Below are 25,459 nucleotides of genomic sequence, written 5' to 3' on the forward strand. Positions count from 1 at the left end.
TTTCGGAAAACCGGCGTCCCCTTTTCCGGATCGTGACCTACTCCGCTGGGGCCGTCAGCGGCGGCGTGGCGTTGCTGCGCCCTTCCCAGACATAGGAGGCGAGCGCCACCGCGATAGCGACCAGCATGGCGATGGCGCCAAGCAGCGGCAGGCTACGGTAGCCATAGCCGGCGTTGAGCATGGCGGCGCCCAGCGACGCGGCCAGCGCGATGCCGACATTGAAGCCGGACGGAATGAGCGACGAGGCGAGGTTCGAGGCGTCGGCGGTCCAGGCCAGGATGCGGGTCTGGATCGGCGTGCCGATGGCGAAATTGAGACCGCCCCAGACGACGATCGCGACAACCATCGGCAGGGGGTAGGGGCTGACGGCATAGATGACGGCCAGCGTCACCGCCTGCAAACCCAGCATGGTGATCAATGACGGCATCAGCTTCCAGTCGGAGAGCTTGCCGCCGAGGAAGACTCCCAGGGTGGCGCCGACGCCGTTGAGCAGCAGCACCCACGGCACCAGGTTCTCGTCGAGCCCTGTGACCTCAAGCAGTGTCGGGGTGATGTAGGTGAACAGGCCGAACTGGCCGATCATCAGCATCAGCATCAGGATCAGCGAGGTCCAGACCTGCTGGCGGGCCAGCACACGGACCTCGCGGGCGAAACCGGCGGGCCTGACCGACGATCCGGTGGTGCGCGGCAACAGGGCTGCCATGGCAAGCGTTGCCGCCACGCCCAGCGCGCACATCACCCAGAAGGTCGCACGCCAGCCCCAGATGTTGCCGATCGCGGTGCCCGCCGGCACGCCGATGACGTTGGAGACGGTGAGGCCGGACAGGATGACGGCGACAGCCATGCCGCGCTGGTCCTCGCGCACGAGACCGACGGCGACGACCATGGCAACGCCGAAATAGGCGCCATGCGCGACCGCCACGGCAATGCGCAACAGTAGCATCGAGGTGAAGTCGGGCGCCAGCGCGCAAGCCGCCTGGCCGATGGTGAAGGCGATGGCGAGGCCGAGCAGCAGGCTCTTGCGTGACAGCGACTTGGTGGCGAGCGCCAGCAGCGGGCCGCCGATGGCGATGCCGCCTGCATAGCCCGAGACGAGGTAGCCGGCCGAGGGGACCGAAACGCCAAGACCTTGCGCCACCTGCGGCAGCACGCCGGCAATGACGAATTCGGTGGTGCCGAAGGCAAAAGCGGCAATGAACAGGGCTATGAGCGGAAGCGACATGGCAAGGCCTTAGCTGGAACGGCCTCAAACCACGGATGGGCTTTGCGGGCAATGAAGAAATTTTTGTCGCGAGTTTAGGTTTTCTTCAGTGAGCGAGGCGGTGAAGCGCCAATCTCCCCCACGAGGGGGGAGCTCGGCTGCTTCTCAGCTCGCCTTCAACCGCGACCCAGTGAGCAGACCGCGCTCTTCGAGCACCGGATAGGCCATCGAGGCCAGCAGCGAGTTGATCTGCTTCAGGTCGCGGATGGTGTCGAGGTGGATCGAGCTGGTCTCGACGCTCTTGGCGGTGCCGTCGCGCAGCCGCACGAAATGGCTGGCGCTGGTTTCCTTTTCGCGATCGCGAAGCCGGTCTTTTTCCAGCACCAACTGGCGCGCGGTCTCGGGATCGCGCGACACCAGCACGTTGAAGGCAAGCCGCGCATTGGCCAGCACCGAACCATGGAAGGCGCACAGCTCGGCCCAGCCCTCGTCGGTGAATTCCAACCCGCGCTCGATTTTCTTCTTCACATGCACCAGCATGTTGCGCACGATGATGTCGCCGACCTGCTCCAGCTTGACGCAGGCGCCGATCAGTTCCTGGCAGCGCAGCGCTTCGTCCTCGGTCAGCGGGTTCCTGGTCAACTTGGCGAGGTAGAGCTTGATCGCCGCGTGCCTGCGGTCGACGCGGTCGTCGAGTGCGGCCAGCGCCTTGATCTTGTCGGCATCGGCACTTTCATAGAGCTCGATGATGCGCTTGAGCATGATCTCGATAGTCTCGCAGACCCGCACCACCTCGCGGGTGGCATTGGCCAGCGCCTGGCTCGGCACGTCGAGCGCGCTTTCGTTGAGCGCGGACAGCTCGACGACGTCAAGCGAGGCGGCCGGCACCTTGGTGCCAAGTGCGACGATCTTCTCCGAAGCGCGGTAGACGAAGCCTGCCAGCGGCAGGCCGGCAAGCAGGATCAGCACATTGAACAGGATGTGGGCATTGACGATCTGGTCGGCCGCCGTCGAACCGAGAAAGGCGAAGTGCGGCCTGAAGATCATGACCAGGATCAGCATGACCAGCGAGCCAAGACCGCGCATCAGGAGATTGCCGATCGGCACGACGCGCACCTCGGGGCTCGACGAGCGGGTCAGCATCGGCGCGATGATCGAGGAGCCGAGATTGACGCCAAGGATGAGAACGACGCCGAGTTCGGGCGTGATCAGGCCGCGGCCTGCCAGCGTCGCCATCAACAGCACCGCCGCGATGCTCGACTGGAACAGCCAGGTGATCAGCGCCGCCAGCAGATAGGCGGTGATGGAATCGGTCGAGAAGTAGTTGATGATGACCGGCATGAGCTGGCTGTTGCGCAGCGGCTCAGACGCCTGGCCGATCATCTCCAGCGACAGGATCAAAAGGCCGATGCCGACCAGAATGCGGCCGGTCTGGCGCCAGTCGCGCCGCTCGGTGGCCATGAACATGACCGTGCCGGTGATCAGGCACAGCGGCACCAGCAAGGTGAGGTCGAAGGTCAGCAGCTTGACCACCAGCGCAGAGCCGATCTCGGCGCCGCGCACTGCCAATTGGCCCGCGGCGCCCGAGACGATGCCAGAGCCGGCGAAGGAGCCGACCAGCAGCGTGACGGCTGTGGAACTCTGCAGGGCGATGGCAAGGCCGGTGCCGGCCAGCACCGCCATGATCGGATTGCGCATGGTGGCGCGCAGGCGGTGGCGCAGCACGTCGCCATAGGCGCGTTCAACGCCGGTCTTCACCATGCGGGTGGCAAACAGCATCAGCGCCACGGCGCCGGCCAGATGCAGAAGGACGACGGACCCGCTCATTTCGCCCCCCGCATGCAAACAGGATGCGCGTCCTGTTTGGCGTGGCGATCAGAAGGGAAAACGAGGGTACGAATCATGTTCATGGCGGTGACTTATAATAACTCGAATATTTTAGCCGGATAATAAAATCTTGTCGATTTCAAGGGCCGTTGCAGCGCGACGGGCGGTGTCGGAAAATGGACGGACGCGCAAATGGTTGCATTGCGGGGCGGGCTCGAAGCAACGGATAGGCAGAGTTAGCAGCGCGACCGGCTCCTGCCTTTGCGATTATGTTCAGCTCTATTGGGTAAATAAAGGAAATCATTACACAATTGTAATGCAGGCGTTCAGCTTCGGTTCATCGGTGGCCCGCTATTCCTCTGGCATCGACAACCAAGGAGACTTCTTTTGAAACGCATTGTCCTTTCCGCACTCGCTTTCTCGATGCTGGCCGCTACGTCGCTCACCGGCCAAGCCGCACCGCTGAATGCACCGAACGCTCCGCAGTCGAATTACAGCCAGGTCGACTGGCAAAAGCCCACCAACAGGGATGTCAAGAAGCGCTTCATCCAGAAGCGCGCCATCCATAAGAAGGTCATCGTGAAGCGCAACAACTGGCGCAACGGCCATAAATATTCAGGCTGGAGACAGCACCAGCCGATCCGCGACTACGGCCGCTACGGCCTGCATCGTCCCGGCCGCGGCCAGGAATGGATCCGCGTCGGCAACGACTATGTGTTGGTCGGTGTGCTCTCCGGCGTCATTTTCGGCGCGCTTGCCGCGCATTAAGCGGTCCCCAGGCGGATATTGGAAAGAGGCGGCCCGCAACGGCCGCCTCTTTTGCCTGTGGAAACCGGGTATGGCCCGCATTAAGGGTCGTCGGATTTCGCGGGTATGATTATATAATCGGGAAACGAGTTCCCCGATGCGCTTTCCACCCGCCTTCCTCGACGAGATACGCGACCGCGTGCCGATTTCATCGGTTATCGGCCAGCGCGTTGCGTGGGACAGGAAGAAAACCAACGCGCCGCGCGGCGACTATTGGGCCTGTTGTCCGTTCCACGGCGAGAAGAGCCCCTCCTTCCACTGCGAGGACAAAAAGGGCCGCTACCATTGTTTCGGTTGCTCGGTCTCGGGCGATCATTTCAAGTTCCTCACCGAACTCGACGGGATGAGCTTTCCCGAAGCGGTCGAAAAGATCGCCGATATGGCCGGCGTGCCGATGCCGGTTCGCGATGCGCAGGAGGAGCGGCGCGAAAAGGAACGCGCCAGCCTGACCGACGTCATGGAGATGGCGACCGCCTTCTTCCAGGAACGGCTGCAGGGGCCGGAAGGCGCCAAGGCGCGTGCCTATCTGCGCGACCGCGGACTGACGCCGGCGACGCAGCAATCGTTCCGGCTCGGTTTTGCGCCCGACAGTCGCAATGCGCTGAAGGAGCATCTCGCCGCCAAGGGCGTGCCCAAGGCCGACATCGAGGCTTGTGGACTGGTGCGCCACGGCGACGACATCCCGGTTTCCTATGACTGGTTCCGCGACCGCATCATGTTCCCGATTCCGGATTCCCGGGGCAAGATCATCGCGTTCGGCGGCCGTGCGCTGCAGCCGGACGCGCTGGCCAAATACATGAACTCGCCTGACACCGAACTCTTCCACAAGGGCAATGTGCTCTATAATTTCGCCCGCGCCCGCAAGGCCTTGGCCAAGGGCGGCACGGTCATCGCCGTCGAAGGCTATATGGACGTCATCGCACTGGCGCAGGCCGGCTTCGAGAACGTCGTGGCGCCGCTCGGCACCGCGCTTACCGAGAACCAGCTCGAACTGCTCTGGCGCATGGCGCCGGAGCCGATGCTGTGCTTCGACGGCGACAAGGCCGGGCTGAAGGCAGCGTGGCGGGCCGCCGATATGGCGCTGCCGTCTGTGCAGGCCGGGCGCTCGGCGCGCTTCGCGCTGCTGCCGGAAGGCAAGGATCCCGATGATCTGGTCAAGGCCGAAGGACCGGATGCGTTTCGTCGCGTTCTGGCCGAGGCGCGGCCGCTGGTCGACCTTTTATGGATGCGTGAGACGGCGGGCGGCGTCTTCGATACGCCGGAGCGGCGGGCCGAGCTCGAGAAGACGCTGCGCGAACTGACCAGCCGCATCCGCGACGAAAGCCTGCGCTACCACTACCAGCAGGAGATGCGCGAGCGTGTGCTGAGCTTCTTCGGCTCGCAGCGCGGCACCAGGCAAAGTCGGCAAGACTGGAAACAGGGCCAAGGCAAGACGGCCGCGCCCGGCGGGCAGTTCGCCAAGGCCGGCAGCGGCCGCATGGCGATCACCGAAAGCCTCGGCCAGTCGGCTTTGGTCAAACGCGGCGGCGAAGGGATGTCGGTGCGCGAGGCGACGATCATCGTCGCATTGGTCAACCATCCGGCGCTGATCGACGAGAATTTCGCTCATATCGAGTTCCTCGATCTCGCCAACTCCGATCTGAGGCGGCTGCATGGAGCGATTCTCGACGCGATGGCGCACGACATGGCCCATGACCGGCAGGCGGTGATTGCGACGATCGAACGCGCCGGCTGCGCCGAGATCTGGGAGCGGGCCGTCGGGCTGATCCGGCGGATGCGGCAATGGCCGGCGCTGGAGACCGCCGCCCTTGAAGATGCCCGCGATGCTTTCAGCCAGGCGCTGCACTTGCAGCGCAGCGCGCGCACCTTACATAAGGAGCTGAAACAGGCGGAAGCGGCGCTCGCCACCGATCCCACAGACGAAAACTATCGGCATCTGATCGAAATTCAGGCGCAATTCCAGGATGTGCAGGCCACGGAAGCGCTAATCGAAGGGTTTGGCGTCTCCTCGGGCAGGGCGGGGCGAGCTTAGTTGGAAGCGAGTGAATTGAGAAAGCGTCGTTGCGCGTCCAAATGGCGCGTAACGGGCTAAGTCGGGTAATTGATTCGCTTTTTTCATGCGAATCATGCGAGAGGCGCTTGACCTTCTGGCAGATTGGCGGAATCAGGACGATTCGAAACGTTAACCCGAACCCGCGTCGACGGGAAATAAGCGATGTGAGGTACTGGTCACTGGACAGGCAGCCCGCCTGCCACAGATATCAGGGTTAATCTGGACTTAATGCATGTCGCCCAAAAGGGGAAACCCGATTTGGGCAACGACATACACCAAACGAAACGAGTTGATGCAGTTACTGGCCCGGTGAAGCGCGTTTCATAAGCGAGCGCATCCGATTTGACTGGTCCGACAGCTTACGCGGCTTTGAAGTTCGGCCGCTAGGAGAAGATAAAGACTATGGCGACAAAGGAAAAGGAAGAGGTCGAAACCGAACGCGAAGGCGCCACCGATGGCCCTCTGCTCGACCTTTCCGATGATGCTGTCAAGAAGATGATCAAGGCCGCCAAGAAGCGCGGCTATGTCACCATGGACGAGCTGAATTCGGTGCTGCCCTCGGAGGAAGTGACCTCCGAGCAGATCGAGGACACGATGGCGATGCTGTCCGACATGGGCATCAACGTGGTCGAGGACGACGAGCAGGGCGAGGAGCCCGAGGCCACCGACACCGCGGCCGATGCCGAGGAAGACGCCAACGAGCTGGCCGAGCAGACCGGCACCGCGGTCGCCGCCACCACCACCAAGAAAGAACCGACCGATCGCACCGACGATCCGGTGCGCATGTATCTGCGCGAGATGGGCTCGGTGGAGCTGTTGTCGCGCGAGGGCGAAATTGCCATCGCCAAGCGCATCGAGGCCGGCCGCGAGACGATGATCGCCGGCCTGTGCGAAAGCCCGCTGACTTTCCAGGCCATCATCATCTGGCGCGACGAACTCAACGAATCCAAGATCCTGCTGCGCGAGATCATCGATCTCGAAGCCACCTATGCCGGCCCCGAGGCCAAGCAGGCGCCGGTGGTCGAGCGCGTCGAGGAAGCCAAGGTCGAGGACAAGCCGCGCCGTTCGCGCGACGACGAAGACGACATCACCAATGTCGGCGCCGATACGCGTGGGCTGACGGACGACGACGACGAAGACGAGGACGAAGCCAGCCTGTCGCTGGCCGCGATGGAAGCGGAACTCCGCCCGCAGGTGATGGAGACGCTCGACGTTATCGCCGACACCTACAAAAAGCTGCGCAAGCTGCAGGACCAGCAGGTCGAGAACAGGCTCGCCGCCGCGGGCACACTGTCGCCCAGCCAGGACCGCCGGCTGAAGGAGCTCAAGGACCAGTTGATCAAGGCGGTGAAGTCGCTGTCGCTCAACACGGCGCGCATCGAGGCGCTGGTCGAGCAGCTCTACGACATCAACAAGCGCCTGGTGCAGAACGAAGGCAAGCTGCTCAGGCTGGCCGAAAGCTACGGCGTGCGCCGCGAAGAGTTCCTGAAGGAATATCAGGGTTCCGAGCTCGACCCGAACTGGACGCGCTCGATCGGCAATCTGACATCGCGCGGCTGGAAGGAATTCACCAAGAACGAGAAGGATGCGATCAAGGACCTGCGCGCCGAGATCCAGAACCTCGCCACCGAAACGGCGATCTCGATCCTGGAATTCCGCAAGATCGTCAACCAGGTGCAGAAGGGCGAGCGCGAAGCGGCGATCGCCAAGAAGGAAATGGTCGAGGCCAACCTGCGCCTCGTCATCTCCATCGCCAAGAAGTACACCAATCGCGGCCTGCAGTTCCTCGACCTGATCCAGGAAGGCAATATCGGCCTGATGAAGGCGGTCGATAAGTTCGAATACCGCCGCGGCTACAAGTTCTCGACCTACGCGACATGGTGGATCCGGCAGGCGATCACGCGTTCGATCGCCGATCAGGCGCGTACCATCCGCATTCCGGTGCATATGATCGAGACGATCAACAAGATCGTGCGCACCTCGCGCCAGATGCTGCACGAGATCGGCCGCGAGCCGACGCCGGAGGAACTGGCCGAAAAGCTTGCCATGCCGCTCGAAAAGGTGCGCAAGGTCTTGAAGATCGCCAAGGAGCCGATCTCGCTCGAAACGCCGGTCGGCGACGAGGAGGATTCGCATCTGGGCGATTTCATCGAGGACAAGATGGCGATCCTGCCGATCGACGCGGCGATCCAGGCCAATCTGCGCGAGACCACCACGCGCGTGCTGGCCTCGCTAACGCCGCGCGAGGAGCGTGTGCTCAGAATGCGCTTCGGTATCGGCATGAACACCGACCACACGCTGGAAGAAGTCGGCCAGCAGTTCTCTGTTACCCGCGAGCGCATTCGTCAGATCGAAGCCAAGGCGCTGCGCAAGCTCAAGCACCCGAGCAGGTCGCGCAAGCTGCGCAGCTTCCTGGATAGCTGAGACTTACCGATGCAAAGAGTTCAAGGGCGCCGATGGCGCCCTTTTTTGTTGTGGGACGCACTCTTGCGGGCGAGGCCCTTCGGGCGGATAATTTCGGTGTCGGATGCATTTTCTGGGCGACAACCCGGATGCCCGCCCCGGCGAAGCCGCCGTGCTCCGTGGCCCCGGAGGGAGGTGTGCCATGACAAGCTACATCGTGCTGATGAACTGGACGGAGCAAGGTGCCAGGAACGTACGCGAGTCACCGAAGCGGCTCGACGCCGCCAGGAGGCAACTGGGAGACATGGGCGGATCGTTCAAGGGGTTCTACCTGACCATGGGCGAATACGATATGGTGGCTGTGGTCGAAGCCCCCGACGACGCGGTGCTGGCGCGCTTCTCGCTGATGCTGGCGGCAGCGGGCAATGTCAGGACGCGGACGCTGAAGGCCTTTCCCGAATTAGCCTACCGCGAGATCATCACCTCGCTCGGGTGAAGGAATCGGCAGGGTTTCTCGAAGTCGCTGGTTGGTGCCGGCCTGGTGGCGCTTTGCCGCAAGACGGGGTGCTTCGCCGTGATAGAATGTGGCCGGGGAGATCGCGATGAAGAAGGTTTCGATATTGGTCGCCAGCTTTGCCGCTTTGTCGTCGCTGCCGTTTTCCGCCGGCGCCGGCGCGCAAAAACCGGTCGGCATGGCCAATCCGGCGTCCGTCCATTGTGGCGAGATCGGCGGGCGCCTGGTGATCAGGAAGGATAAGGCCGGTAATGAATATGGATTCTGCGGCTTGCCCAATGGGCGCCTTTGCGAGGAGTGGGCGCTGTTTCGCGACAACAAGTGCGTCGGGCCGAAGGCGGCCATGCGCCGCAAGTGACATACCTGCCATCATAGGGTGAGATCATGTCCGAACCGCATTCCCATTCGCATCTGTGGCCCGGCGTGCCACTCGCGCTTGGCTCGGCCGCCCTGTTCGGGGCGACGCCGCCGCTCAGCAAACTGCTGCTCAATGGCGTCAATCCCTTCATGCTGGCCGGGCTGCTCTATCTCGGTGCCGGTCTCGGGCTGGCTCTGTACCGCCCGCTTCGGGGCAGGCAGGCCGCGGCCTGGGAGGCGCAACTGACCGCTGGGGATATTCCCTGGCTGGCGCTGGCGATCGGCATGGGCGGCATCATCGCGCCGGTGCTGCTGATGTTCGGCTTGACCCTCAACACGGCGTCCAGTTCGGCGCTGCTGCTCAACCTGGAAGGGCCGGCAACGATGGCGATCGCCTGGCTCGTCTATCGCGAGAATGTCGACCGGCGCCTGCTTTTCGGCGCGTTCGCCATTCTGGCGGGCGCCGTTCTTCTGTCGTGGCAAGGTGAGGGCGTCGCCTTCAACCGTGGCGCCCTGCTGGTGGCGGGGGCTTGTCTGGCCTGGGGTATCGACAACAATTTCACGCGCAGGATCTCCGCCACCGACCCGGTGGTGATCGCCATGCTCAAGGGGCTGGTGGCGGGTGTCGTCAATGTCGGGTTGGCGCTTGCCGGCGGTGCCTTGTTTCCCCCGGGGTCGGTCATTGCAGCGACCGCGGCAGTCGGTTTCTTCGGCATCGGGGTCAGCCTGGTGATGTTCATCGTGGCGCTGCGTCATCTGGGCACCGCGCGGACAGGGGCCTATTACTCGCTCGCTCCCTTTATCGGCGCGTTGCTGGCAATCGCCATCCTGGGTGACGCCGTGACGCTCAAGCTTGCGGCCGCCGGACTTCTGATGGGTGTTGGCCTGTGGCTGCATCTGTCGGAGCGCCATGAGCATGAGCACGACCATGAGGAACTGGAGCACGAGCACAGCCATGTGCATGACGAGCACCACCAGCACCATCATGACGGGCCGGTAAGCGAGCCGCATTCTCATTGGCACCGGCATGCCCCAATGCGACACCGGCATCCGCATTATCCCGACCTGCACCACAGGCATGGCCACGGATAAATGCTGACCGTCTGGTACAACACGCGCTGCCCGGTCTGCGATGCCGGCATAAGCAGGCAGAAGCGGCGGCTGATCGAAGCGGTCAAGGCCGGGCGGATCGAGTTCCGAGACATCAATTTTGAACCGGCAGCGCTTGCCGGGCATGGCGCGTCGCTTGAGGATATCCGCCGCCGGCTGCACGCCACCGACGTGGCGGGCAGGCTGCTGGTCGGCGCCGACGTTGCCATCGCCGTGTGGAAGGTCACGCCGGGCGAGGGCTGGCTGGCGATGGTGTTCGGCAATCCGGTTGTCTTGCCGCTGACACGCTTTGCCTATGATCGTTTCGCCGACCTTCTCTATGCCTGGAACCGGCGCAAGGGTCGCTGGTAGCGCTTCGTGATTAATGACCAGAAGCGCAAAGGTCCGGAGGACATCTCCGGACCTTTTTTCGTGCGAGTTATCGGCTGGCCGGCTCGCAGAGCGCGCCGACGATGCGGCGTACCACCGGCAGCACCAGCAGCAGCGTCGGAAACGCCACCAGCCAGGACAGCCCCCAGGCGGTCAGCCAGATGGACGGCAGCTCGGGGTGGAAGCCAAGGCTTTTCAACGTCGAGATGAACGAGACGATAAAGGTCATCAACAGCGACAGCACCAGCGGGCTAAGAACAGCGGCATAGCGCGCAGGCAGCTTCCTGCGCTGATGTCTTGCAGTCATTTTGAGAGTTCCCTGAAGTATCCGGTCCGTCGCTTTTGGCATCCATTCGCCGGTGACCGGCAAAATTGCCCGGAAAGACCGGGGTTGGATGCGTTGCTTGACGTCAGACGCTTACGGAGCAGCCGAGGCGCTCGCGGGACTTCTAGCGGTACGTTCCGGTGAAAGCAAGCCTCTGGCGCCGCATTCAGATACATCGTAAGATATATCTTGACTCTCTCGATTGGCTCGCATAATTGAGATATATCGTAAGATACAACTCAAGGAGCAATCAATGCACAAACATTTTGGGAACAATCATTTCGGCGAGCGCATGTTCATGCACATGGCCGGCAAATTCGGCGGCAAATTTGGTAGCAGAGGGGGCGGCGGTTTTGGCCCGTTCGGGCACGGCGGTCGCGGTGGCGGGCGGGGCGGCCCGGGCGACATGTTCCGCGCCGGGCGCATGTTGGCCGACGGCGACCTCAAGCTGATCACGCTGTCGCTGCTGGCCGAGGCCCCGCGCCACGGCTACGACATCATCAAGGCGTTGGAGGAACGCACCAGCGGCATCTACAGCCCGAGCCCCGGCGTGGTCTACCCGACGCTGACCTTCCTGGAAGAGGCCAGCTATGCCGCCTCCGCCGCCGACGGCAACAAGAAGGTGTTTTCGATCACCGAAGCTGGCCAGGCGCATCTCGCCGACAACCGCGAGATGATCGATGGCGTGCTCGACCATCTCGAGCGCTTCGGCCGTAAAATGGCCAAGGCGCGCGACTGGTTCGGCTGGAACGACGAGAGCGAAGAGGGCGGGCGTCGTGGCGGCCGGGGTGGCCGCGGGGATCGTTCGGAAGCGCGCGACGAATTCCGCGCAGTCCGCCACCGGCTGCGCGCGGCTCTGGGTGACTTCGTCGACGCCCCGGCCGACAAGCAGGCCGAGGCGATCGCCATCCTCGAAGCCGCCGCCGAGGCCCTGGAAGCGCTGTCGCACAAGTAAGCTCGTCCAGCCGACCGGACGCAGCCCTTGCCCGCTGGGCCAAGGACCGATAGTGAAATTCATCCCGCGTCACTCTACATGGTGCGGGATGAATGCTGTTGGAGGAAGCCCGATGTCTTTTCTGAAGCGTCTTTTCGGCGGTGGCGCCAGCGGAGCCGAAACGGCTGGGCCAACGAGCGCAGCGCCGGCCAAGCAGGTCGAGCACAAGGGGTTCCTGATCAGCGCCACGCCCTACAAGGCGGATGGCCAGTACCAGACGTGCGGCGTCGTCTCCAAGGAGATCGACGGCGTGGTGAAGGAACACAAATTCATCCGCGCCGACCGCTTCGCCGGGCTCGACGACGCCGTCGACATCTCGATCAAGAAGGGCATCCAACTGGTCGACGAGCAGGGCGACCGGATTTTTGGGTAGATCACCGCCAGCAGGTCACTGCCTAACCATGCGGGCCTTTGCGCCACGATGGACCTCTCGGTCCGGGTTGACGTACGACCGCCGGCGATCAACTCGTCCTGGTGGGATCAATCGTCATCAGGCGGGTCCTGGCCTCGATCAGATGCCTTCTCGCGGCCCTTATCCGGCCGCACAATGCCAAGTTAAGAGCGACGCCGCCTTCCTCGTCCAGCAAGTCATTCGCGCGCTTCAGAGAGCGCTCGGCTCTCCTTATGCGCAGTCTGGCGTTGGCCGCTTCGATGCTGTGAATTTCAATCATTGTGCCGCGTCCTTTGCGGTTCCGGTCCCTTCATGGACTAAACCGCCGCTGATCCTATTGGTTCCGGCGCTGTGATTATGGCTGCGGTTTCGGCTATTTCGTTGTGGTGTTGAATTCACGGTTTGCCGCATAATCGATAACGAAGGTGCCCTCGGGAGCGCGAACGCCTTGCCTCACATTTGAGATGGTCACCGTCGTGGTAAGTCCCTTCTCGTCGGTGAGGCTCCATCTGCGCAGATCGAGCGATTTTCTGTCGAACACCATGGAGATGTTCGAATTGCCGAAAGCCGATCTGTCGGCCAGCTTGACGGTTACTTGAGCGCCGTCTTCTCTGATGCTTTTGACGCGACTGCCGGAGAAGTCGACCTTGTTGTCGAGCAGCAGCTTAAGCGGCGTCTTCGAGAGAGCATAAAGCCGCGATGTCTTCAGTCTCCTGTTATAAACCACCAGGGATTTGCCATCCGCGATCACGCTGACCCCAGATTGGCCTGCATAGTTGAACCGGATCTTGCCTGGGCGTTGGAGAAAAAACCTGCCGTGTTTTCTTTCCGCTTTCGGGCCTGATTGCACGAAATCCCCTGACATGGATTTCACCGATGAGAAGTGATCGGCAATCGTCTTTGCTTCAACCGGCGCGGCCGAAGCCCCGGCATTCACCGCGGCAACGCCGATAACGGCACACAAGAAACCCAGCAGCTTTTTGATCCGATAGGCCATTCGATTAACCCCCAGCAAACGCGTGATCGAAGGAGATCACGCGTTGAGATCAGTAGCCGTTCGGGCACCGCGCGACGTAAACCCGGCCGTACCGATCGCGATATCTGCACTGGCCGGCTTCGCTGGCGTGGCCGATGACGGCCCCTGCTATCGCACCAACCGCACCGCCAACAACCGCCCCTTCCACAGGGTCTCCGGCCACCGCGGCGCCTACGGCCGCGCCACCCAAGCCGCCGACGGCGGCGCCTTGTTCGGTACGGGAGCACGCCGAGAGCGGAATGAGCAGGCTCAAAATGAGCAGCGTCTTTTTCATTGGTTCTCTCCTGGGGCTACTATTAGCCAAAGCTTAAATGCTCAAGAGAGCTTTTCGATCCATCGACCGTTGCCTGCCATTCAAGCCTGGCCGTGGCGGAGCCACGCGCCTTCGGCTCAAATGCCTGCGATCGCCAAAAGCCAGGCCAGGTTGTCGAGCAGCAGAAACAGCAGCGCAATCTGCAGCGCCACCCGCAGCCGCTGGATAATTCGCCAGTTGCCGGCCATGTCCGCCTTGATGCGAAGGGCAAGCGCGCGGCGCATGGCCGACATCGTCGTCGGCCTGTCGCCGTCGACATATTGATCAAGCAGCTCTTCCGGATCGAAGCGGAATGTATATTGGTGGTAGGGCCAAAGCATGAAGACGATCAACCCGCCGATGCCGAACAGCAGGGCCACCGCGGTCCAGTCCCAGAGCCCAAGCCCATTGGAAAGGGCCGCACCGCCGAGCAATGAGTTTGCGATGGCAAAGACAAGGCTGCCGGCGCGGGTGCTCATGTTCTCCACAAGGGTCTGCTGTTGCGTGAGACCTCTCACCGCCTCCTGATAAATGAATGCAAGACGCGGATCGTCGTCGGCAACAGCGCTTGCGGCAATTCTGTTGCTTTCGCTTCCACTCGGATGTTCCGCCATCAGGGTGTCCTCTCTGGCGTGGACTGGATGCGCGAGCTCAGTCGAGATCCCACGGTGCAAATGTTGTCCGTGGACTGCCCCGCGCAAGGGGGGGGAACGGATGAAACAGGGGACAGGATCCGTGGCGAACCGAACGGGCCAGGCTGATTGCGCGCCTGGCCAGCAAGGTTTGGGAAATCGACCCGGGCTAAGCCGGCTGCAACTCCCTGCGCGGCAGTGGCGGGAACGCGATGGCGATGCCGACCGCGCCGAGCCCGATAAGAGCCGAGCCGATGAACAGCCAGGAATAGTTGGCGTAGGCGTCGAACACCATGCCGCCGGCAAGCGGTCCCAGCGCCATGCCGAGGCTGGACAGCATGGTGGCGGCCCCGAACACGGTGCCGAGGATGCGCTGGCCGAAATATTCGCGCGCCAGCACCGCATAGAGCGGCATGACGCCGCCATAGGTGGCACCGAAGATAACGGCCAGCATGTAGAACTGCTCAAGCCGGCTGATCGAGAGATAGGCGGCAATGACGATCGCCTGGATCGCCAGGCCCGCGATCAGCACCGGCTTGACGCCCAGCCTGTCGGCCAGCACGCCGTAGAAGAGCCGGCCGCCGAGGCCTGCCAGGCCTTCGACACTGTAGATCGAGACCGCTGCCATGGGGGCGACGCCGCACAGCATGGCATAGCTGACCATGTGGAAGATCGGCCCGGAATGCGCCGCGCAGCAGGCAAAGAAGGTCAGCCCCAGCACGATGAATTGCGGCGAGCGCAGCGCCTGGCCGACCGTCAGGCCGGCACCTTCGGCAACCGGCGCGGAGCCGGGGTCGACTAAGACGGGCTTCGGCGGCTGGCGCACCAGCAGCACCGCCGGCAACAGCAGCAGCCAGGCGGTAATGCCGATGTCGAACATGGCGGTGCGCCAATCATAGGCGGAGATCAGCCAGCGGGCGAGGGGCGAGATCGTCATCGGCGCCACGCCCATGCCGGCCGAGACAAGTGAGACGGCAAGGCTGCGGTTGGTGTCGAACCAGCCTGTGGTCAGCGCGATCATCGGCGCGAAAAAGGCGCTTGCCGCGAGACCGACCAGCACGCCATAGGTGACCTGGAAGCTCAGCAGCGAACCGGCGCGGCTGGCCAGCACCAGCGCCAGCCCGAGCAGCACCGCGCCGATCATCACGACGATGCGGGCGCCAAAACGGTCCGATATCGCGCCCCAGGCGAAGCCACCAAGGCCCATCACCAGGAAGTTGAGCGTCATGGCGCTCGAAATGCCGGCGCGCGACCAGTTGGTGTCGATCGCCATCGGCTCGAGAAAGATCGCCAGCGAAAACATCGTCCCGATGGCGACGCAGGACATCAGCGCGCCAGCGGCGACGATGACCCAACGATAGGAAAGGCTCATTCAAATCTCCCATGCCTAAGGGCAGCGCTGCGCGCTGCTTGCACCCGAAGGACGCCGGCACCGGGTTCGATCCTACAATCCGGTTGCATTTTTTATCCAGTTTGACGTGACGCCGTTTTCAGTAGCTCAGATCGGCAGTTCCGACGTGTATTTGATCGTCTGGCTGGGGACGTCGGTCTTGACGTTCTGCACGCCCTTGATGCGGCTCAGATGCTCCGACTGGAAGCGGCGGTAATCGTCGATGCCGGCCGCCACCACACGCACCATGGCGTCGCAATCGCCGAGCATCAGGTAGCACTCCATCACCTGCGGCAGCTTGGCGACTTCGGTGGCGAAATGCTCGATCGTGTCCTCGTCCTGCGTTTTCAACCAGATGCGGGTGAAGAAGGTCAGGCCCTTGCCGATGCTGGCGGGGTTGAGCACGGCGACGTAGCGGTCGATGACACCGGCCTCCTCCAGCAGCTTCACGCGACGCAGGCAAGGCGATGGCGACAGCCCGACCTCTTTGGCCAGATCGTTGTTGGCCATGCGGCCGTCGCGCTGCAGCGCCCGCAGGATCCGCTTGTCAATCTCATCAAGTTTCATGGCTTTGGATTCCATCTATTTATGGCTTTGTAGCGCCAAATGCCAAATTCTGATGAAACACAACAATCTTCGCAACCAAATTGTGAGCCGGTGCCGCTATGTTTGCGGCCGACATCACCAGAGTCCAGACGCAACCCGGAAGCGGCAGCCGCGAGGCGCGCCAGTGGAGACCCATGAGCATTTCACAGGCAGTCGAGGCGGCGGGCAATGGTTCGGGATCCGAATTCCGCCGTGGCGTGGCGTCCTGCGCGCCGGTGCTGTTCGGCACCATCCCCTATGCGCTGGTGCTTGGCGCCCAGGCCACGCAGAAAGGCTTAAGCACGGTCGAACTGTCTGCCATGACAGGGCTGAACTTCGCCGGCGGCTCGGAATTCGCGGCGATCCAGTTGTGGACGTCGCCGCCGCACGTCGTGCTCATCGTCGCCATCACCTTCCTGGTCAACAGCCGTCACCTGCTGATGGGTGCGGCACTGGCGCCGTTCCTGCGCCACCTGCCACGCCGCAAGGTGTTTCCGGCGCTTTTCTTTATGTGCGATGAAAGCTGGGCGCTGGGCCTGGCCGATGCCAAACAGCGCACCGCTGCCGGCATCACGCCGGCCTTCAGCCCGCGTTACTATATGGGCGCGGCGCTGGCGATGTATCTCGCCTGGGTGGCCTTCACCACGCTGGGCGCTTTGCTCGGTCCGATGCTCGGCGACGTCGGGGCCTATGGTTTCGACATGGCGTTCCCGGCTGTCTTCCTGGTGCTGATGCGCGGCATGTGGACGGGGATCGCGGCGGCGCGGCCCTGGCTGGTCAGCCTGGTCGTGGCAGCACTGGTCTATCTCTTCGTTCCCGGTGCCTGGTATGTCGCCGCGGGCGCCATGTCGGGGCTGGTCGCGGCCTGGCTGATGGCGGGTGATGCATGATCGACGCAACGACCTTTTTCACCATCGTGCTGATGGCCGGCGTCACTTATCTGACGCGCATCGGCGGCTATGTCGTGCTGCGCAACCGCATGCTCGGCGCCCGTGCCACGGCTGTGATGGAAGCTGCGCCCGGTTGCGTGCTGATCTCTGTCATCGCACCGGCCTTCGTGTCGAAGTCCCCGGCGGATATTCTGGCGCTGGCTGTTACTCTGGTAGCCGCCACGCGGCTTTCCATGCTGCCGACTGTGCTGATCGGAATCAGCGCCGCTAGTCTGCTAAGATACCTCATTGGCTAGAAACGAAAAAGGCAGGCGCGCACGCCTGCCTTTCGATGCGGACAAATTTCGGCTCTTTACGCGGCAGCCGCGACACCTTGGCTGGCGGCCACCACGGCATCGACCTTGGCGGTCGCCTTGGCGAGCGCTGCGGTCACCGCGTCAGGACCCATGCCGACGCCTTCGATGCGGATGACATCGACATCGGTCATGCCGAGGAAGCCGAGCACGCCGCGCAGGTAGGGAATGGCGTGATCGAACTGCACGGCCGCACCTTCGGAGTAGATGCCGCCCGAAGCCAGCACGATATAGACCTTCTTGCCGGTGACGAGACCCTTGGGGCCGTTCTCGCCATAGGCAAAGCTCTTGCCGGAACGAGAGATGTGATCGACCCAGGACTTCAGTGTCGAGGAGATGTTGAAGTTGATGAAGCCTGTGGCCAGGATCACTGTGTCGGCGGCAAACAGCTCGTCGAGCACCACATCGGAGACGCCGACGACTTCAGCCTGGCGCGCAGTGCGGGCTTCCGCCGGCACGTAGATGCCGCTGGCGTAGTCGGCGTCGATATGGGGGAGCGGATTGGCGACGAGGTCGCGCACGACGAGCGTGTTCGACGGATCGGCGGCGACGAGCTTTTCAGCGAATTCGGTAGCGATGCGGGTCGAATGCGAGGCGGCGCCCCGCGGGCTTGAGGTGACAAGAAGAATGGACATTTTGGGCTCTCCAGCGGTTGGAATGATTTGTCCCACCAGATATGGGGCTTTCGATCCATTCAATAAACTGGTATATTTTCTATACGATCCATCTATAAGTTCGATATAGCGATGCAGCCCAACCCGACGCTCGATCAACTTCAGATCTTTGTGACAGTCGCCGAAGCCGGCAGCTTCTCGGCCGCCGGCCGCAAGCTCAACCGGGCACAGTCCGTGATCAGCTACGGCATCGCCAATCTCGAGGCGCAACTGGGACTGAAACTGTTCGAGCGCGAGGGCACGCGCGAGCCGCAATTGACCGAGATCGGCCGGGCGATGCTGGAGGATGCGCGGCGCATGATCGGCGTGCTGCAGCGCATCCGCTCGCGCGTCGACGGCCACCATCAGGGGCTCGAGGCCGAAGTCGCGCTGTCGGTCGATGCGGCGCTGCCGTCGCCGGTGCTGGTGCGGGTGCTGAAGGCATTCGAGGTGCAGTTTCCGACCGTGATGCTGCGCCTGCATATCGGCACGCTCGGCCTGATCCCCGATCATGTCGTCAGCGGGCAGGCCGACCTTGGCATTGGCGGCCTGCTGGGCGATGTCGATGTGCATCTCGCGCGCATCGGCTTCATGTCGATCGTGCTGGCCGCCGCGCCCAGCCATCCGCTGGCCCTGCTGCCGAAGCCGGTGGCGATCGAGGATGCGCGCGAACACACGCAGCTTGTCGTCACCGACCAGTCGGAGCGTACCAAGGGGCGCGACTTCGGCGTCTTCGCCTACCGTACCTGGCGGCTGACGGATGTGCGCACCAAGCATATGCTGATGCGCGAGGGGCTGGGCTGGGGCGGGCTGCCGCGCTGGCTGATAGCAGACGACCTGGCGAGTGGCCGGCTGGTCGAAATCGACCTCGAATCCTTCAGGGAGGTGAGTTCGCCGCTGTTTGCCATGCACCGCAACGATCGCAGCCCGAAGCCAGCGGCCGCCTGGCTGATCGACCAGTTCAAGCGCCAGCTCGGCTGCTTCAACGAGTTCGAACCGGGCGAGGTGCCTGAGGAAGAGACAGGCCATCGATCAGCGCCATGAGCACGGCGCGGTAGTCCTGAGCTGACGCACCGGCCTCGATGGCCAGGGCGGCACGGTCGAAGGCGGAGCCGAGCAGGGCGGTCAGCGCGTCGGCCGGCAATCTCGTCATCGTTTGCGCCCGCATCGCCGCGACCAGCCCTTCGCGCAGCGAGCGGTTGCCATGGCGGTTGTCGATCGCGTCCATGGCGGCGCGGCCAAGCACGGCCGGGCCGTCGAGCAGCAGCAGGCGCGTGCGGCCTGGCGCGCGCATGGCGGCGAGATAGGCGTCGGAACCGGCAATCAGTGCGTCGCGGGCGTTGAGTGATGGCGCCGAGGCGCGCTCGATCTCCTCGGCGACCGCTGCCGCCTCCTGGTCGACCACGGCGGCAAACAGCGCCTGCTTGTCGGCGAAGTGATGATAGAGCGCGCCGCGCGTCACGCCGGCGGCGGCGACGATCTCCGGCGTGCCGGTCTCGGCATAGGATTTTTCCGTAAACAGCTTTCGCGCCGCGGCAATCAGGTCGGCGCGCGTCGCCTCGGTACGGTCACGGTTGGAACGGCGCGCGGAATCGCGTTGCATACATGCAGCCTGTATGTTAATTCAATTTACATGCAGACTGTATGTTAATTGACCGGAGAAGGAAAGATGAAGACGACGAGCTATTACCCGGTGCTGATGACCGGCGACGTCGCCGGCACGACGGCGTTCTATGTCGAGCATTTTGGCTTCCAGCCGCTGTTTGAAAGCGACTGGTATGTGCATCTGCAATCGGTGGACAACAAACGCGTCAATCTCGGCATCGTCCAGGGCGACCACGAGACCATCCCGAAGGAGGGGCGGGGCCGCACATCGGGCCTGCTGATCAATTTCGAGGTTCGCGACCCGGACGCGGTCTATGAGCGGATCCTTGCCGCCGGCCTGCCGATCCTCCAATCCTTGCGCGACGAGCCCTTCGGCCAGCGCCATTTCATCACCAAAGACCCCAATGGCGTGCTGATCGACGTCATCAAGCAGATTCCGCCGAGCGAGGCGTTTCTGGCGCAGTACGCGGAGGGGGCTGCGGAACGGTGACCGTCCTCAGCCCGCCCTTGCCACCGGCGTCACCGTCACCTGGCTGACGCCGGTGCGGCGCACCACGGTGCATTGTGTCTCGCGGCCGATGCGCTCGGCGTCGAGCACGCGCACCAGGTCGTCGACGCCGGTGACCGGGCGGCCGTCTATTGCGGCGATGATGTCGCCCTCCTTCAAGCCGGCCTTGGCTGCCGGGCCGTCCTTCTCGACGCTGCGCAGGCGAACCGCCGTGCTGGTCGAGACTTGCGACAACAGGGCAGCGCGTCGCGGCAGATTGACGGTGTCGGCCGAGACGCCGATGAAGGCGCGGCGCACGCGGCCGAAGCGGATGATCTCCGAAATGACGAAATTGGCGGTGTTGGAGGCAACCGCGAAGGCGATGCCTTGCGCGCCATGGATCATGGCGGTGTTGACGCCGATGACCTCGCCGGCCGACGACACCAGCGGTCCGCCGGAATTGCCGGGATTGAGCGCTGCGTCGGTCTGGATGACGTCGTCGATCAGCCGGCCGGTCGAGGCGCGCATCGAGCGGCCGAGCGCGGAGACGACGCCGGAGGTGACGGTCCATTCGAAACCGAGCGGGTTGCCGATTGCAATGGCGATCTGGCCGCGCCGCAGCCGCTTGGAATCGCCCAGCGGTGCGATGTCGGCAAAGCTGCCGTCGGCGCGCACCAGCGCGATGTCGGTGTCGGGATCGCGGCCAAGCACGCGGCCTTCGCGGGAGGCACCGTCCGGCATCGACACGCGCACCGTCCTGGCGTCGCCGACGACGTGGAAATTGGTGACGACCAGCCCGTCCGGTGCAATGACGAAGCCGGAGCCATGGCCGCCCTGACCGCCAACGCGCTCAATGCGGCAGACGGCCGGACCGATGCGGTCGACGGCGTCGGCAACCGTCGTCGAATAGGCGTCGAGCAGCGTATCATCGGTTTGGAATTTGGCGACGGCGAGGGCCATGGGAGGGCTCCGTGTGTTCAGGCTTGATCGTGACTATATGTGCGGAGCGGCTGGAACCGCAGCGACCTGACCAGATGGCCAGTCAAACCGGCAACTAGCCGTCAGGCGAGTACCCGCGGACGCGCTGTCGAGCGATATCTGGGGCATGGATGAACCCAGGAGACCATTATGAGCGATTTCAATCTGAGCGCGTTTTCGCAAGCCGTCGCCGATCTCGCCGCCAAGGCCGCGCCGGCAACGGCTGGCTTCGCCACGCATCATCACCGCACGGCAAGCGCCTTCCACTGGCGTGACGGTTATTTCGTCACCGCTGAAGAGGCTGTCGAGGCCGGCGAGGAGATCGAACTGGTGTTGGCCTCGGGGGAAACGGTGAAGGCCGAGCTGGTTGGCCGCGACCCTTCTACCGGTGTTGCCCTGCTGAAGCCGGCGGAGGCCGTCAGCGCCGCGCCGTTGGCCAAGGCCGATGCGGTGCGGCCGGGCAACATCGCCATTGCCATCGGCAGCAGTGACGGTTCCGCTTTGGCTGTTTCAGGCTCGGTGGGCGAAGTCGGCGCGGCCTGGCGCTCGATGCGCGGCGGCACCATCGACCGGCGCATCAATCTTGCCGTCGGCGCCGGCGGCCGTTTCGAGGGCGGCCCGGTTCTCGACGCCAAGGGTGCGCTGATCGGCATGCTGTTGTTCGGACCGCGCCACCGGGCGCTGGTCATGCCTTACGAGACGATCGAGCGGGCGGTCGCGACCTTGCGCGAAAAGGGCCATGTCGCGCGCGGCTATCTCGGCGCCGGCCTGCATCCGGTACGCGACCGCGACGCGCACGGCGCGATGGTGATGAGTCTCGATGACGATGGTCCCGCGAAGGCCGCCGGTCTCTCTCTTGGCGATATCATCGTGGCGTGGAACGGTGAGGCGGTGCACGGCCCGCGGGACCTGATCCGCAGGCTCGGACCCGACAGTGCCGGCGCTTCGGTGACGCTCGGTGTCGTGCGCGGCGGCGAACAGCGCGATGTCGCGCTGACAATCGGCGAAAAGCCGCTGAGCTGAGAGGATCCATGGACACGCTCACCGGCGACCGGATCATGCATGACGGTGCCGTCTCGCGGCGGCTGGTGGTGCTGATTGCGCTTGGCGATGCGTCACGCGCCGAGCGCCTGGCGGCATCGCTGGCCGCGAGCGATGACCTGCTGCCGGTCGTGGCTGGCGGTGGAAGAGCCGACGTCGCCATCGTTGACGACAGCATTGGTGATGGCGTGCCGGCCCTCATTCCACGGGTGCTGCTGACCGGACGCGCTGGCGGCGAGTGGCCCGCCGGTGAGGTGCTGGCCGTGATGTCCGCTGGCGCGGACGATTTGTTGATCGCCGCGGCGGCGCGGCTGGCCGCGGCCGGCTATCGCGTCTCGGGCGAGCGCGGAAGCGGACGCCATGAGGATTTCCGTGCCGGCGATGGCGAGCCGTTCGAGGAGGAAGCCTCCGACGAGCATGCCGCCCGGCCTTCGCTGTCGCCGCGTGAGGCGGAAGTGTTGGCGCTGCTGGCCGAGGGCGCTCCAAACAAGGTGATCGCGCGGCGGCTCAACATTTCGGTGCACACCGCGAAGTTTCATGTCGCCGCAATCCTGATCAAGCTCGGTGCCGCCAACCGCACCGATGCGATTGCCATTGCGATGCGCCAAGGGCTGGTGCTGGTCTGATCCCGATCACACCGCCGCCTCGATATCGGTGAGGTGGAAATCATCACCCTTGAACAGGAGCGGCATGGCCTCGAGCCGCGCCGTGGCGTAGGCGATGCAGTCACCGAAGTTCAGCGCCGCCGGGTGCCGACCCTTGCCGTAGCGCAGGAAGGCTTGGCGGGCGACAGCTGCATGATCGGCGGTGAAGGCGACGGTCTCGATCGAGGCGGTGTGTAGGAAGCTGTCGAGGCGATCCAGGATTTCATCTTGCTTGCCGCCGGCAAGAACCATCGTCGTTTCAAGAAAAGTTGGCGCGGCCAGCAGGCGTCTCTTGGCCTGCGTGATCGCCAGCACGAAACGTTCGTGACCTGGCTCGGCGCGCAGAATGGCGACCAGGGCCGAGGAATCGATGATCATTTCGTCGGGATTCCGAACTCGTCGTATCCAAGGATTTCGTCGTCGGTCATCGCATTTTCGCGTTTGGGGATTTTTCCGGCGCTGTCGGAGATCGCCATCAACCGCTGAAACAGGTCGCTGGCTTCGTCGCGCGGCACCAGCCGCTCGCGTGCAACCTCGCGCTCGAGACTTTGGCGGATGGCCTCCGTCACCGAGACGCGCCGGCGGCGGGCAAGTTCGCGCGCCAGTTGCTCGACTTCCAGATTCTTGATCGATAGCGCCATTCTATATCATACCTATCCATATAGAATATATACCTAGGCGGTCGATAAATCCAGTAGGTTTGTAGTGCTGGCCAACGACAGCCTCCGCAACGTCACCGTGGCCTCCCGCAGCAAGCTCTTGATGTCCGAGGCCGTCACAGGCAAGGATCGCGCAGCGAGACAATGCAGGCGGAGGGAAAATGTCGCTCAAGGGAAAGACGCTGTTCATCTCCGGCGGGTCGCGCGGCATCGGGCTGGCGATCGCGCTGCGCGCCGCGCGTGACGGCGCCAATGTGACGATCGCGGCCAAGACCGCCGAACCGCATCCGAAGCTGCCGGGCACGATCTATACGGCGGCTGAAGAGATCGAACAGGCCGGCGGCAATGCGCTGCCTGTGCTGTGCGACATCCGTGAGGAGGCACAGGTGGCCGAGGCGGTCGCCAGGACCGTGGAGAAATTCGGCGGTATCGACATCTGCGTCAACAATGCCAGCGCCATCCAACTCACCGGCACGCTCGAGACCGACATGAAGCGCTATGATCTGATGCATCAGATCAACACGCGCGGTACCTTCCTGGTCTCGAAAATGTGCATTCCTCACCTGAAGTTGGCGCAAAATGCTCACATCCTGAATCTGGCGCCGCCGCTCGACATGAAGGCCAAGTGGTTCAGGAACCACGTCGCCTACACGATGGCCAAGTTCGGCATGTCGATGTGCACGCTGGGCATGAGCGCCGAGTTCGCCAAGGACGGTATCTCGGTCAATTCGCTGTGGCCGATCTCGACCATAGACACGGCGGCGGTGCGCAATCTGCTGGGCGGCGCGACGGTTGCGGCGATGAGCCGTTCGCCGGACATCATGGCCGATGCGGCGCATGCCATCTTCATGCGGCCAGCGCGCGAGACAACAGGCAATTTCTACATCGACGAGGAGGTGCTGCGCGCCGAAGGCATCAGCGATTTTTCGGTGTATGCGCCTGATGCGACCGGGCTGCTGGCCGGCGATTTTTTTGTCCCCGACGAGGTGTTCGCCCGCACGGACAGCAAGATCAGGAATATTTACTAGAACTCTTTGTTTTGACGCGACGCGGGCGTTGAGCCAAGCCCTTCGCCACCCGCAGAGTCATGGCAAAGCCTTGCTCGAACAAGGCGGTAGGGCATCGTTCCTGCCGGACTGATTCAACTTCCGGCCGGCGCAGGTCACGCCTCATCCTTCTTGCCTTTGCTCAGGCCCATCAGCCGGTCGATATAGGCGAGCATGAGGGCCGAGACGACGAAGGCGAGGTGGATGATGGTCAGCCACATCAACTGGTCGGTCGTGTAGGTCGACGAGTTCAAAAACACCTGCAAAAGGTGGATGGACGAGATGGCGACGATGGTCGAGGCAACCTTGACCTTCAGCGAACCGACATCGATGGTGCCCAGCCAGTGCACGCCACCCTCCTGGTCGTCGAAGCGGCTGACGAAGTTCTCGTAGCCCGAGATGATGACCATCACCACCAGCGAGGCAACCAGCGCGGCATCGATCAGGCCGAGCATCTTGAGGATAGTGTCGGTGTCACCGAGCGTGAACGCCAGGGTAATGAACTCATAAAGCTTCTTGCCGAAGGACAGCGCATAGACGGCCAATGCAAGGGCCAGGCCTATATAGAAAACGACGAGCAGCCAGCGCGACGCGAGGATGATCGATTCGATGGCGAGTTCGAGACGCTTCATAGGATGATTCCGGCTGGTTATCTCTCGGACAATGGCCGTATTCGGCCAGGTCGCCACCGTTTGCAACACAAAAAACCCCGCCAAATGAACTGACCCCATAAAGTTGGACGGTTCATTGAGTTGGTAGGTTTAAGGGCTGGTTCCTGTATTGCACAGGGGCCAGCCCTTTCAGTTTCAGTTTGATG

At 63.2% G+C, this 25,459-nt stretch carries 31 protein-coding genes; 16 read left to right on the forward strand and 15 right to left on the reverse strand.

The window, feature by feature from the left end; genetic code table 11:
* Nucleotides 1–37: 37 nt before the first annotated feature.
* Nucleotides 38–1,222 (reverse strand): MFS transporter, encoded by a 1,185-nt coding sequence (locus tag NKK51_RS29720; RefSeq protein ID WP_352555741.1) that lies wholly within the window; start codon nt 1,220–1,222, stop codon nt 38–40.
* A 144-nt stretch (nt 1,223–1,366) separates the two neighbouring features.
* Nucleotides 1,367–3,028, reverse strand: a complete 1,662-nt coding sequence (locus tag NKK51_RS29725; RefSeq protein ID WP_352555743.1) for a Na/Pi cotransporter family protein — start codon at nt 3,026–3,028, stop codon at nt 1,367–1,369.
* Between the two features lie 387 nt (nt 3,029–3,415).
* Between NKK51_RS29725 and NKK51_RS29730 the strand changes: the two genes are divergently transcribed.
* The 7 genes from NKK51_RS29730 to NKK51_RS29760 all read left to right on the forward strand — a co-directional run bounded on the left by NKK51_RS29730 (nt 3,416) and on the right by NKK51_RS29760 (nt 10,623).
* Nucleotides 3,416–3,796: an RcnB family protein gene (locus NKK51_RS29730; RefSeq protein WP_352555745.1), complete on the forward strand. Its 381-nt coding sequence runs from the start codon at nt 3,416–3,418 to the stop codon at nt 3,794–3,796.
* A gap of 136 nt (nt 3,797–3,932) precedes the next feature.
* Nucleotides 3,933–5,867: a DNA primase gene (gene dnaG, locus NKK51_RS29735; RefSeq protein WP_352555747.1), complete on the forward strand. Its 1,935-nt coding sequence runs from the start codon at nt 3,933–3,935 to the stop codon at nt 5,865–5,867.
* Between the two features lie 423 nt (nt 5,868–6,290).
* Nucleotides 6,291–8,312: an RNA polymerase sigma factor RpoD gene (gene rpoD / locus NKK51_RS29740; protein WP_023809668.1), complete on the forward strand. Its 2,022-nt coding sequence runs from the start codon at nt 6,291–6,293 to the stop codon at nt 8,310–8,312.
* Between the two features lie 181 nt (nt 8,313–8,493).
* A complete protein-coding gene (locus NKK51_RS29745; RefSeq protein ID WP_352555748.1) occupies nt 8,494–8,787 on the forward strand; it encodes a GYD domain-containing protein in 294 nt (97 codons plus the stop codon).
* A gap of 106 nt (nt 8,788–8,893) precedes the next feature.
* Complete coding sequence (locus NKK51_RS29750) at nt 8,894–9,163, forward strand: putative hemolysin (protein ID WP_352555750.1); 270 nt, start codon at nt 8,894–8,896, stop codon at nt 9,161–9,163.
* 26 nt (nt 9,164–9,189) lie between these two features.
* A complete protein-coding gene (locus tag NKK51_RS29755) occupies nt 9,190–10,254 on the forward strand; it encodes a DMT family transporter (RefSeq protein WP_352555752.1) in 1,065 nt (354 codons plus the stop codon).
* A complete protein-coding gene (locus NKK51_RS29760; protein WP_023809664.1) occupies nt 10,255–10,623 on the forward strand; it encodes a thiol-disulfide oxidoreductase DCC family protein in 369 nt (122 codons plus the stop codon).
* 67 nt (nt 10,624–10,690) lie between these two features.
* Here NKK51_RS29760 and NKK51_RS29765 read toward each other — a convergent pair whose 3' ends face one another.
* Entirely contained in the window at nt 10,691–10,948 is a 258-nt protein-coding gene (locus NKK51_RS29765) for a DUF2798 domain-containing protein (protein ID WP_023809663.1), read from the reverse strand.
* A gap of 271 nt (nt 10,949–11,219) precedes the next feature.
* Between NKK51_RS29765 and NKK51_RS29770 the strand changes: the two genes are divergently transcribed.
* A complete protein-coding gene (locus NKK51_RS29770; protein WP_352555755.1) occupies nt 11,220–11,921 on the forward strand; it encodes a PadR family transcriptional regulator in 702 nt (233 codons plus the stop codon).
* 112 nt (nt 11,922–12,033) lie between these two features.
* Nucleotides 12,034–12,333, forward strand: a complete 300-nt coding sequence (locus NKK51_RS29775; protein ID WP_127268097.1) for an HlyU family transcriptional regulator — start codon at nt 12,034–12,036, stop codon at nt 12,331–12,333.
* 88 nt (nt 12,334–12,421) lie between these two features.
* Here NKK51_RS29775 and NKK51_RS29780 read toward each other — a convergent pair whose 3' ends face one another.
* From NKK51_RS29780 to NKK51_RS29805, 6 genes are all read right to left on the reverse strand, one after another.
* Nucleotides 12,422–12,631, reverse strand: a complete 210-nt coding sequence (locus NKK51_RS29780) for a hypothetical protein (RefSeq protein ID WP_023809661.1) — start codon at nt 12,629–12,631, stop codon at nt 12,422–12,424.
* A 93-nt stretch (nt 12,632–12,724) separates the two neighbouring features.
* Nucleotides 12,725–13,348 (reverse strand): outer-membrane lipoprotein carrier protein LolA, encoded by a 624-nt coding sequence (locus NKK51_RS29785; protein WP_128305484.1) that lies wholly within the window; start codon nt 13,346–13,348, stop codon nt 12,725–12,727.
* Nucleotides 13,349–13,397: 49 nt separating this feature from the next.
* Complete coding sequence (locus NKK51_RS29790; RefSeq protein WP_127297410.1) at nt 13,398–13,661, reverse strand: YMGG-like glycine zipper-containing protein; 264 nt, start codon at nt 13,659–13,661, stop codon at nt 13,398–13,400.
* A 116-nt stretch (nt 13,662–13,777) separates the two neighbouring features.
* Entirely contained in the window at nt 13,778–14,380 is a 603-nt protein-coding gene (locus NKK51_RS29795) for a hypothetical protein (protein WP_352555758.1), read from the reverse strand.
* A gap of 100 nt (nt 14,381–14,480) precedes the next feature.
* Nucleotides 14,481–15,683 carry an MFS transporter gene (locus NKK51_RS29800; RefSeq protein ID WP_352555760.1) on the reverse strand — a complete coding sequence of 401 codons (1,203 nt, stop codon included), beginning with the start codon at nt 15,681–15,683 and terminating at the stop codon, nt 14,481–14,483.
* A 126-nt stretch (nt 15,684–15,809) separates the two neighbouring features.
* Nucleotides 15,810–16,268, reverse strand: a complete 459-nt coding sequence (locus NKK51_RS29805) for an Lrp/AsnC family transcriptional regulator (protein WP_352555761.1) — start codon at nt 16,266–16,268, stop codon at nt 15,810–15,812.
* A 173-nt stretch (nt 16,269–16,441) separates the two neighbouring features.
* On the opposite strand from NKK51_RS29805, the gene NKK51_RS29810 reads away from it, so the two are divergent.
* Together NKK51_RS29810 and NKK51_RS29815 are read left to right on the forward strand one after the other, a co-directional pair.
* The gene (locus tag NKK51_RS29810) at nt 16,442–17,176 is read left to right on the forward strand and encodes an AzlC family ABC transporter permease (RefSeq protein ID WP_352555763.1); all 735 of its coding nucleotides are present in this window, start codon (nt 16,442–16,444) and stop codon (nt 17,174–17,176) included.
* Nucleotides 17,173–17,472 (forward strand): AzlD family protein, encoded by a 300-nt coding sequence (locus NKK51_RS29815; RefSeq protein ID WP_352555765.1) that lies wholly within the window; start codon nt 17,173–17,175, stop codon nt 17,470–17,472. The genes NKK51_RS29810 and NKK51_RS29815 overlap by 4 nt, the downstream gene beginning before the upstream one ends.
* A 56-nt stretch (nt 17,473–17,528) precedes the next feature.
* Here NKK51_RS29815 and NKK51_RS29820 read toward each other — a convergent pair whose 3' ends face one another.
* Nucleotides 17,529–18,164 carry an FMN-dependent NADH-azoreductase gene (locus tag NKK51_RS29820; protein WP_023809654.1) on the reverse strand — a complete coding sequence of 212 codons (636 nt, stop codon included), beginning with the start codon at nt 18,162–18,164 and terminating at the stop codon, nt 17,529–17,531.
* Between the two features lie 111 nt (nt 18,165–18,275).
* Between NKK51_RS29820 and NKK51_RS29825 the strand changes: the two genes are divergently transcribed.
* The gene (locus tag NKK51_RS29825) at nt 18,276–19,226 is read left to right on the forward strand and encodes a LysR family transcriptional regulator (protein ID WP_352555767.1); all 951 of its coding nucleotides are present in this window, start codon (nt 18,276–18,278) and stop codon (nt 19,224–19,226) included.
* Here the strand turns inward: NKK51_RS29825 and NKK51_RS29830 are convergent.
* Complete coding sequence (locus NKK51_RS29830; RefSeq protein ID WP_352555768.1) at nt 19,165–19,785, reverse strand: TetR/AcrR family transcriptional regulator; 621 nt, start codon at nt 19,783–19,785, stop codon at nt 19,165–19,167. The genes NKK51_RS29825 and NKK51_RS29830 overlap by 62 nt on opposite strands.
* A gap of 66 nt (nt 19,786–19,851) precedes the next feature.
* Between NKK51_RS29830 and NKK51_RS29835 the strand changes: the two genes are divergently transcribed.
* Entirely contained in the window at nt 19,852–20,277 is a 426-nt protein-coding gene (locus NKK51_RS29835) for a VOC family protein (protein WP_352555770.1), read from the forward strand.
* Between the two features lie 6 nt (nt 20,278–20,283).
* Here the strand turns inward: NKK51_RS29835 and NKK51_RS29840 are convergent, their stop codons facing one another.
* Nucleotides 20,284–21,234 (reverse strand): S1C family serine protease, encoded by a 951-nt coding sequence (locus NKK51_RS29840; protein WP_023809650.1) that lies wholly within the window; start codon nt 21,232–21,234, stop codon nt 20,284–20,286.
* Between the two features lie 168 nt (nt 21,235–21,402).
* On the opposite strand from NKK51_RS29840, the gene NKK51_RS29845 reads away from it, so the two are divergent.
* Nucleotides 21,403–22,275, forward strand: coding sequence for a S1C family serine protease (locus NKK51_RS29845; RefSeq protein WP_352555772.1), 873 nt, complete (start codon nt 21,403–21,405; stop codon nt 22,273–22,275).
* A gap of 8 nt (nt 22,276–22,283) precedes the next feature.
* Nucleotides 22,284–22,919, forward strand: coding sequence for a helix-turn-helix transcriptional regulator (locus NKK51_RS29850; protein WP_352440467.1), 636 nt, complete (start codon nt 22,284–22,286; stop codon nt 22,917–22,919).
* A gap of 6 nt (nt 22,920–22,925) precedes the next feature.
* On the opposite strand, the gene NKK51_RS29855 is transcribed toward NKK51_RS29850, so the two are convergent.
* Nucleotides 22,926–23,315 carry a type II toxin-antitoxin system VapC family toxin gene (locus tag NKK51_RS29855; RefSeq protein WP_352555774.1) on the reverse strand — a complete coding sequence of 130 codons (390 nt, stop codon included), beginning with the start codon at nt 23,313–23,315 and terminating at the stop codon, nt 22,926–22,928.
* Nucleotides 23,312–23,578 carry a type II toxin-antitoxin system VapB family antitoxin gene (locus NKK51_RS29860; RefSeq protein ID WP_023809646.1) on the reverse strand — a complete coding sequence of 89 codons (267 nt, stop codon included), beginning with the start codon at nt 23,576–23,578 and terminating at the stop codon, nt 23,312–23,314. Before NKK51_RS29860 ends, NKK51_RS29855 begins: the two co-directional genes overlap by 4 nt.
* A 179-nt stretch (nt 23,579–23,757) precedes the next feature.
* Between NKK51_RS29860 and NKK51_RS29865 the strand changes: the two genes are divergently transcribed.
* On the forward strand, nt 23,758–24,624 hold the full coding sequence (locus NKK51_RS29865; protein WP_352555776.1) for an SDR family oxidoreductase: 867 nt from the start codon (nt 23,758–23,760) through the stop codon (nt 24,622–24,624).
* A gap of 134 nt (nt 24,625–24,758) precedes the next feature.
* On the opposite strand, the gene NKK51_RS29870 is transcribed toward NKK51_RS29865, so the two are convergent.
* Nucleotides 24,759–25,274 (reverse strand): TIGR00645 family protein, encoded by a 516-nt coding sequence (locus NKK51_RS29870; protein WP_023809644.1) that lies wholly within the window; start codon nt 25,272–25,274, stop codon nt 24,759–24,761.
* Nucleotides 25,275–25,459 lie beyond the last annotated feature (185 nt).

Origin of the sequence: Mesorhizobium sp. M0011 (genome assembly GCF_040324155.1) — a bacterium.
In the GTDB taxonomy this organism is placed as follows: domain Bacteria; phylum Pseudomonadota; class Alphaproteobacteria; order Rhizobiales; family Rhizobiaceae; genus Mesorhizobium.

Coding starts and splice junctions, on each gene's coding strand:
- NKK51_RS29745 (WP_352555748.1), top strand. CDS start 8,494: ATGACAAGCTACATCGTGCTGATGAACTGGACGGAGCAAGGTGCCAGG.
- NKK51_RS29825 (WP_352555767.1), top strand. CDS start 18,276: ATGCAGCCCAACCCGACGCTCGATCAACTTCAGATCTTTGTGACAGTC.
- rpoD (WP_023809668.1), top strand. CDS start 6,291: ATGGCGACAAAGGAAAAGGAAGAGGTCGAAACCGAACGCGAAGGCGCC.
- NKK51_RS29850 (WP_352440467.1), top strand. CDS start 22,284: ATGGACACGCTCACCGGCGACCGGATCATGCATGACGGTGCCGTCTCG.
- NKK51_RS29810 (WP_352555763.1), top strand. CDS start 16,442: ATGAGCATTTCACAGGCAGTCGAGGCGGCGGGCAATGGTTCGGGATCC.
- NKK51_RS29815 (WP_352555765.1), top strand. CDS start 17,173: ATGATCGACGCAACGACCTTTTTCACCATCGTGCTGATGGCCGGCGTC.
- NKK51_RS29840 (WP_023809650.1), bottom strand. CDS start 21,234: ATGGCCCTCGCCGTCGCCAAATTCCAAACCGATGATACGCTGCTCGAC.
- NKK51_RS29865 (WP_352555776.1), top strand. CDS start 23,758: ATGTCGCTCAAGGGAAAGACGCTGTTCATCTCCGGCGGGTCGCGCGGC.
- NKK51_RS29755 (WP_352555752.1), top strand. CDS start 9,190: ATGTCCGAACCGCATTCCCATTCGCATCTGTGGCCCGGCGTGCCACTC.
- NKK51_RS29805 (WP_352555761.1), bottom strand. CDS start 16,268: ATGAAACTTGATGAGATTGACAAGCGGATCCTGCGGGCGCTGCAGCGC.
- NKK51_RS29775 (WP_127268097.1), top strand. CDS start 12,034: ATGTCTTTTCTGAAGCGTCTTTTCGGCGGTGGCGCCAGCGGAGCCGAA.
- NKK51_RS29870 (WP_023809644.1), bottom strand. CDS start 25,274: ATGAAGCGTCTCGAACTCGCCATCGAATCGATCATCCTCGCGTCGCGC.
- NKK51_RS29720 (WP_352555741.1), bottom strand. CDS start 1,222: ATGTCGCTTCCGCTCATAGCCCTGTTCATTGCCGCTTTTGCCTTCGGC.
- NKK51_RS29750 (WP_352555750.1), top strand. CDS start 8,894: ATGAAGAAGGTTTCGATATTGGTCGCCAGCTTTGCCGCTTTGTCGTCG.
- NKK51_RS29780 (WP_023809661.1), bottom strand. CDS start 12,631: ATGATTGAAATTCACAGCATCGAAGCGGCCAACGCCAGACTGCGCATA.
- NKK51_RS29835 (WP_352555770.1), top strand. CDS start 19,852: ATGAAGACGACGAGCTATTACCCGGTGCTGATGACCGGCGACGTCGCC.
- NKK51_RS29800 (WP_352555760.1), bottom strand. CDS start 15,683: ATGAGCCTTTCCTATCGTTGGGTCATCGTCGCCGCTGGCGCGCTGATG.
- NKK51_RS29830 (WP_352555768.1), bottom strand. CDS start 19,785: ATGCAACGCGATTCCGCGCGCCGTTCCAACCGTGACCGTACCGAGGCG.
- NKK51_RS29855 (WP_352555774.1), bottom strand. CDS start 23,315: ATGATCATCGATTCCTCGGCCCTGGTCGCCATTCTGCGCGCCGAGCCA.
- NKK51_RS29765 (WP_023809663.1), bottom strand. CDS start 10,948: ATGACTGCAAGACATCAGCGCAGGAAGCTGCCTGCGCGCTATGCCGCT.
- NKK51_RS29725 (WP_352555743.1), bottom strand. CDS start 3,028: ATGAGCGGGTCCGTCGTCCTTCTGCATCTGGCCGGCGCCGTGGCGCTG.
- NKK51_RS29790 (WP_127297410.1), bottom strand. CDS start 13,661: ATGAAAAAGACGCTGCTCATTTTGAGCCTGCTCATTCCGCTCTCGGCG.
- NKK51_RS29770 (WP_352555755.1), top strand. CDS start 11,220: ATGCACAAACATTTTGGGAACAATCATTTCGGCGAGCGCATGTTCATG.
- NKK51_RS29760 (WP_023809664.1), top strand. CDS start 10,255: ATGCTGACCGTCTGGTACAACACGCGCTGCCCGGTCTGCGATGCCGGC.
- dnaG (WP_352555747.1), top strand. CDS start 3,933: ATGCGCTTTCCACCCGCCTTCCTCGACGAGATACGCGACCGCGTGCCG.
- NKK51_RS29785 (WP_128305484.1), bottom strand. CDS start 13,348: ATGGCCTATCGGATCAAAAAGCTGCTGGGTTTCTTGTGTGCCGTTATC.
- NKK51_RS29820 (WP_023809654.1), bottom strand. CDS start 18,164: ATGTCCATTCTTCTTGTCACCTCAAGCCCGCGGGGCGCCGCCTCGCAT.
- NKK51_RS29845 (WP_352555772.1), top strand. CDS start 21,403: ATGAGCGATTTCAATCTGAGCGCGTTTTCGCAAGCCGTCGCCGATCTC.
- NKK51_RS29860 (WP_023809646.1), bottom strand. CDS start 23,578: ATGGCGCTATCGATCAAGAATCTGGAAGTCGAGCAACTGGCGCGCGAA.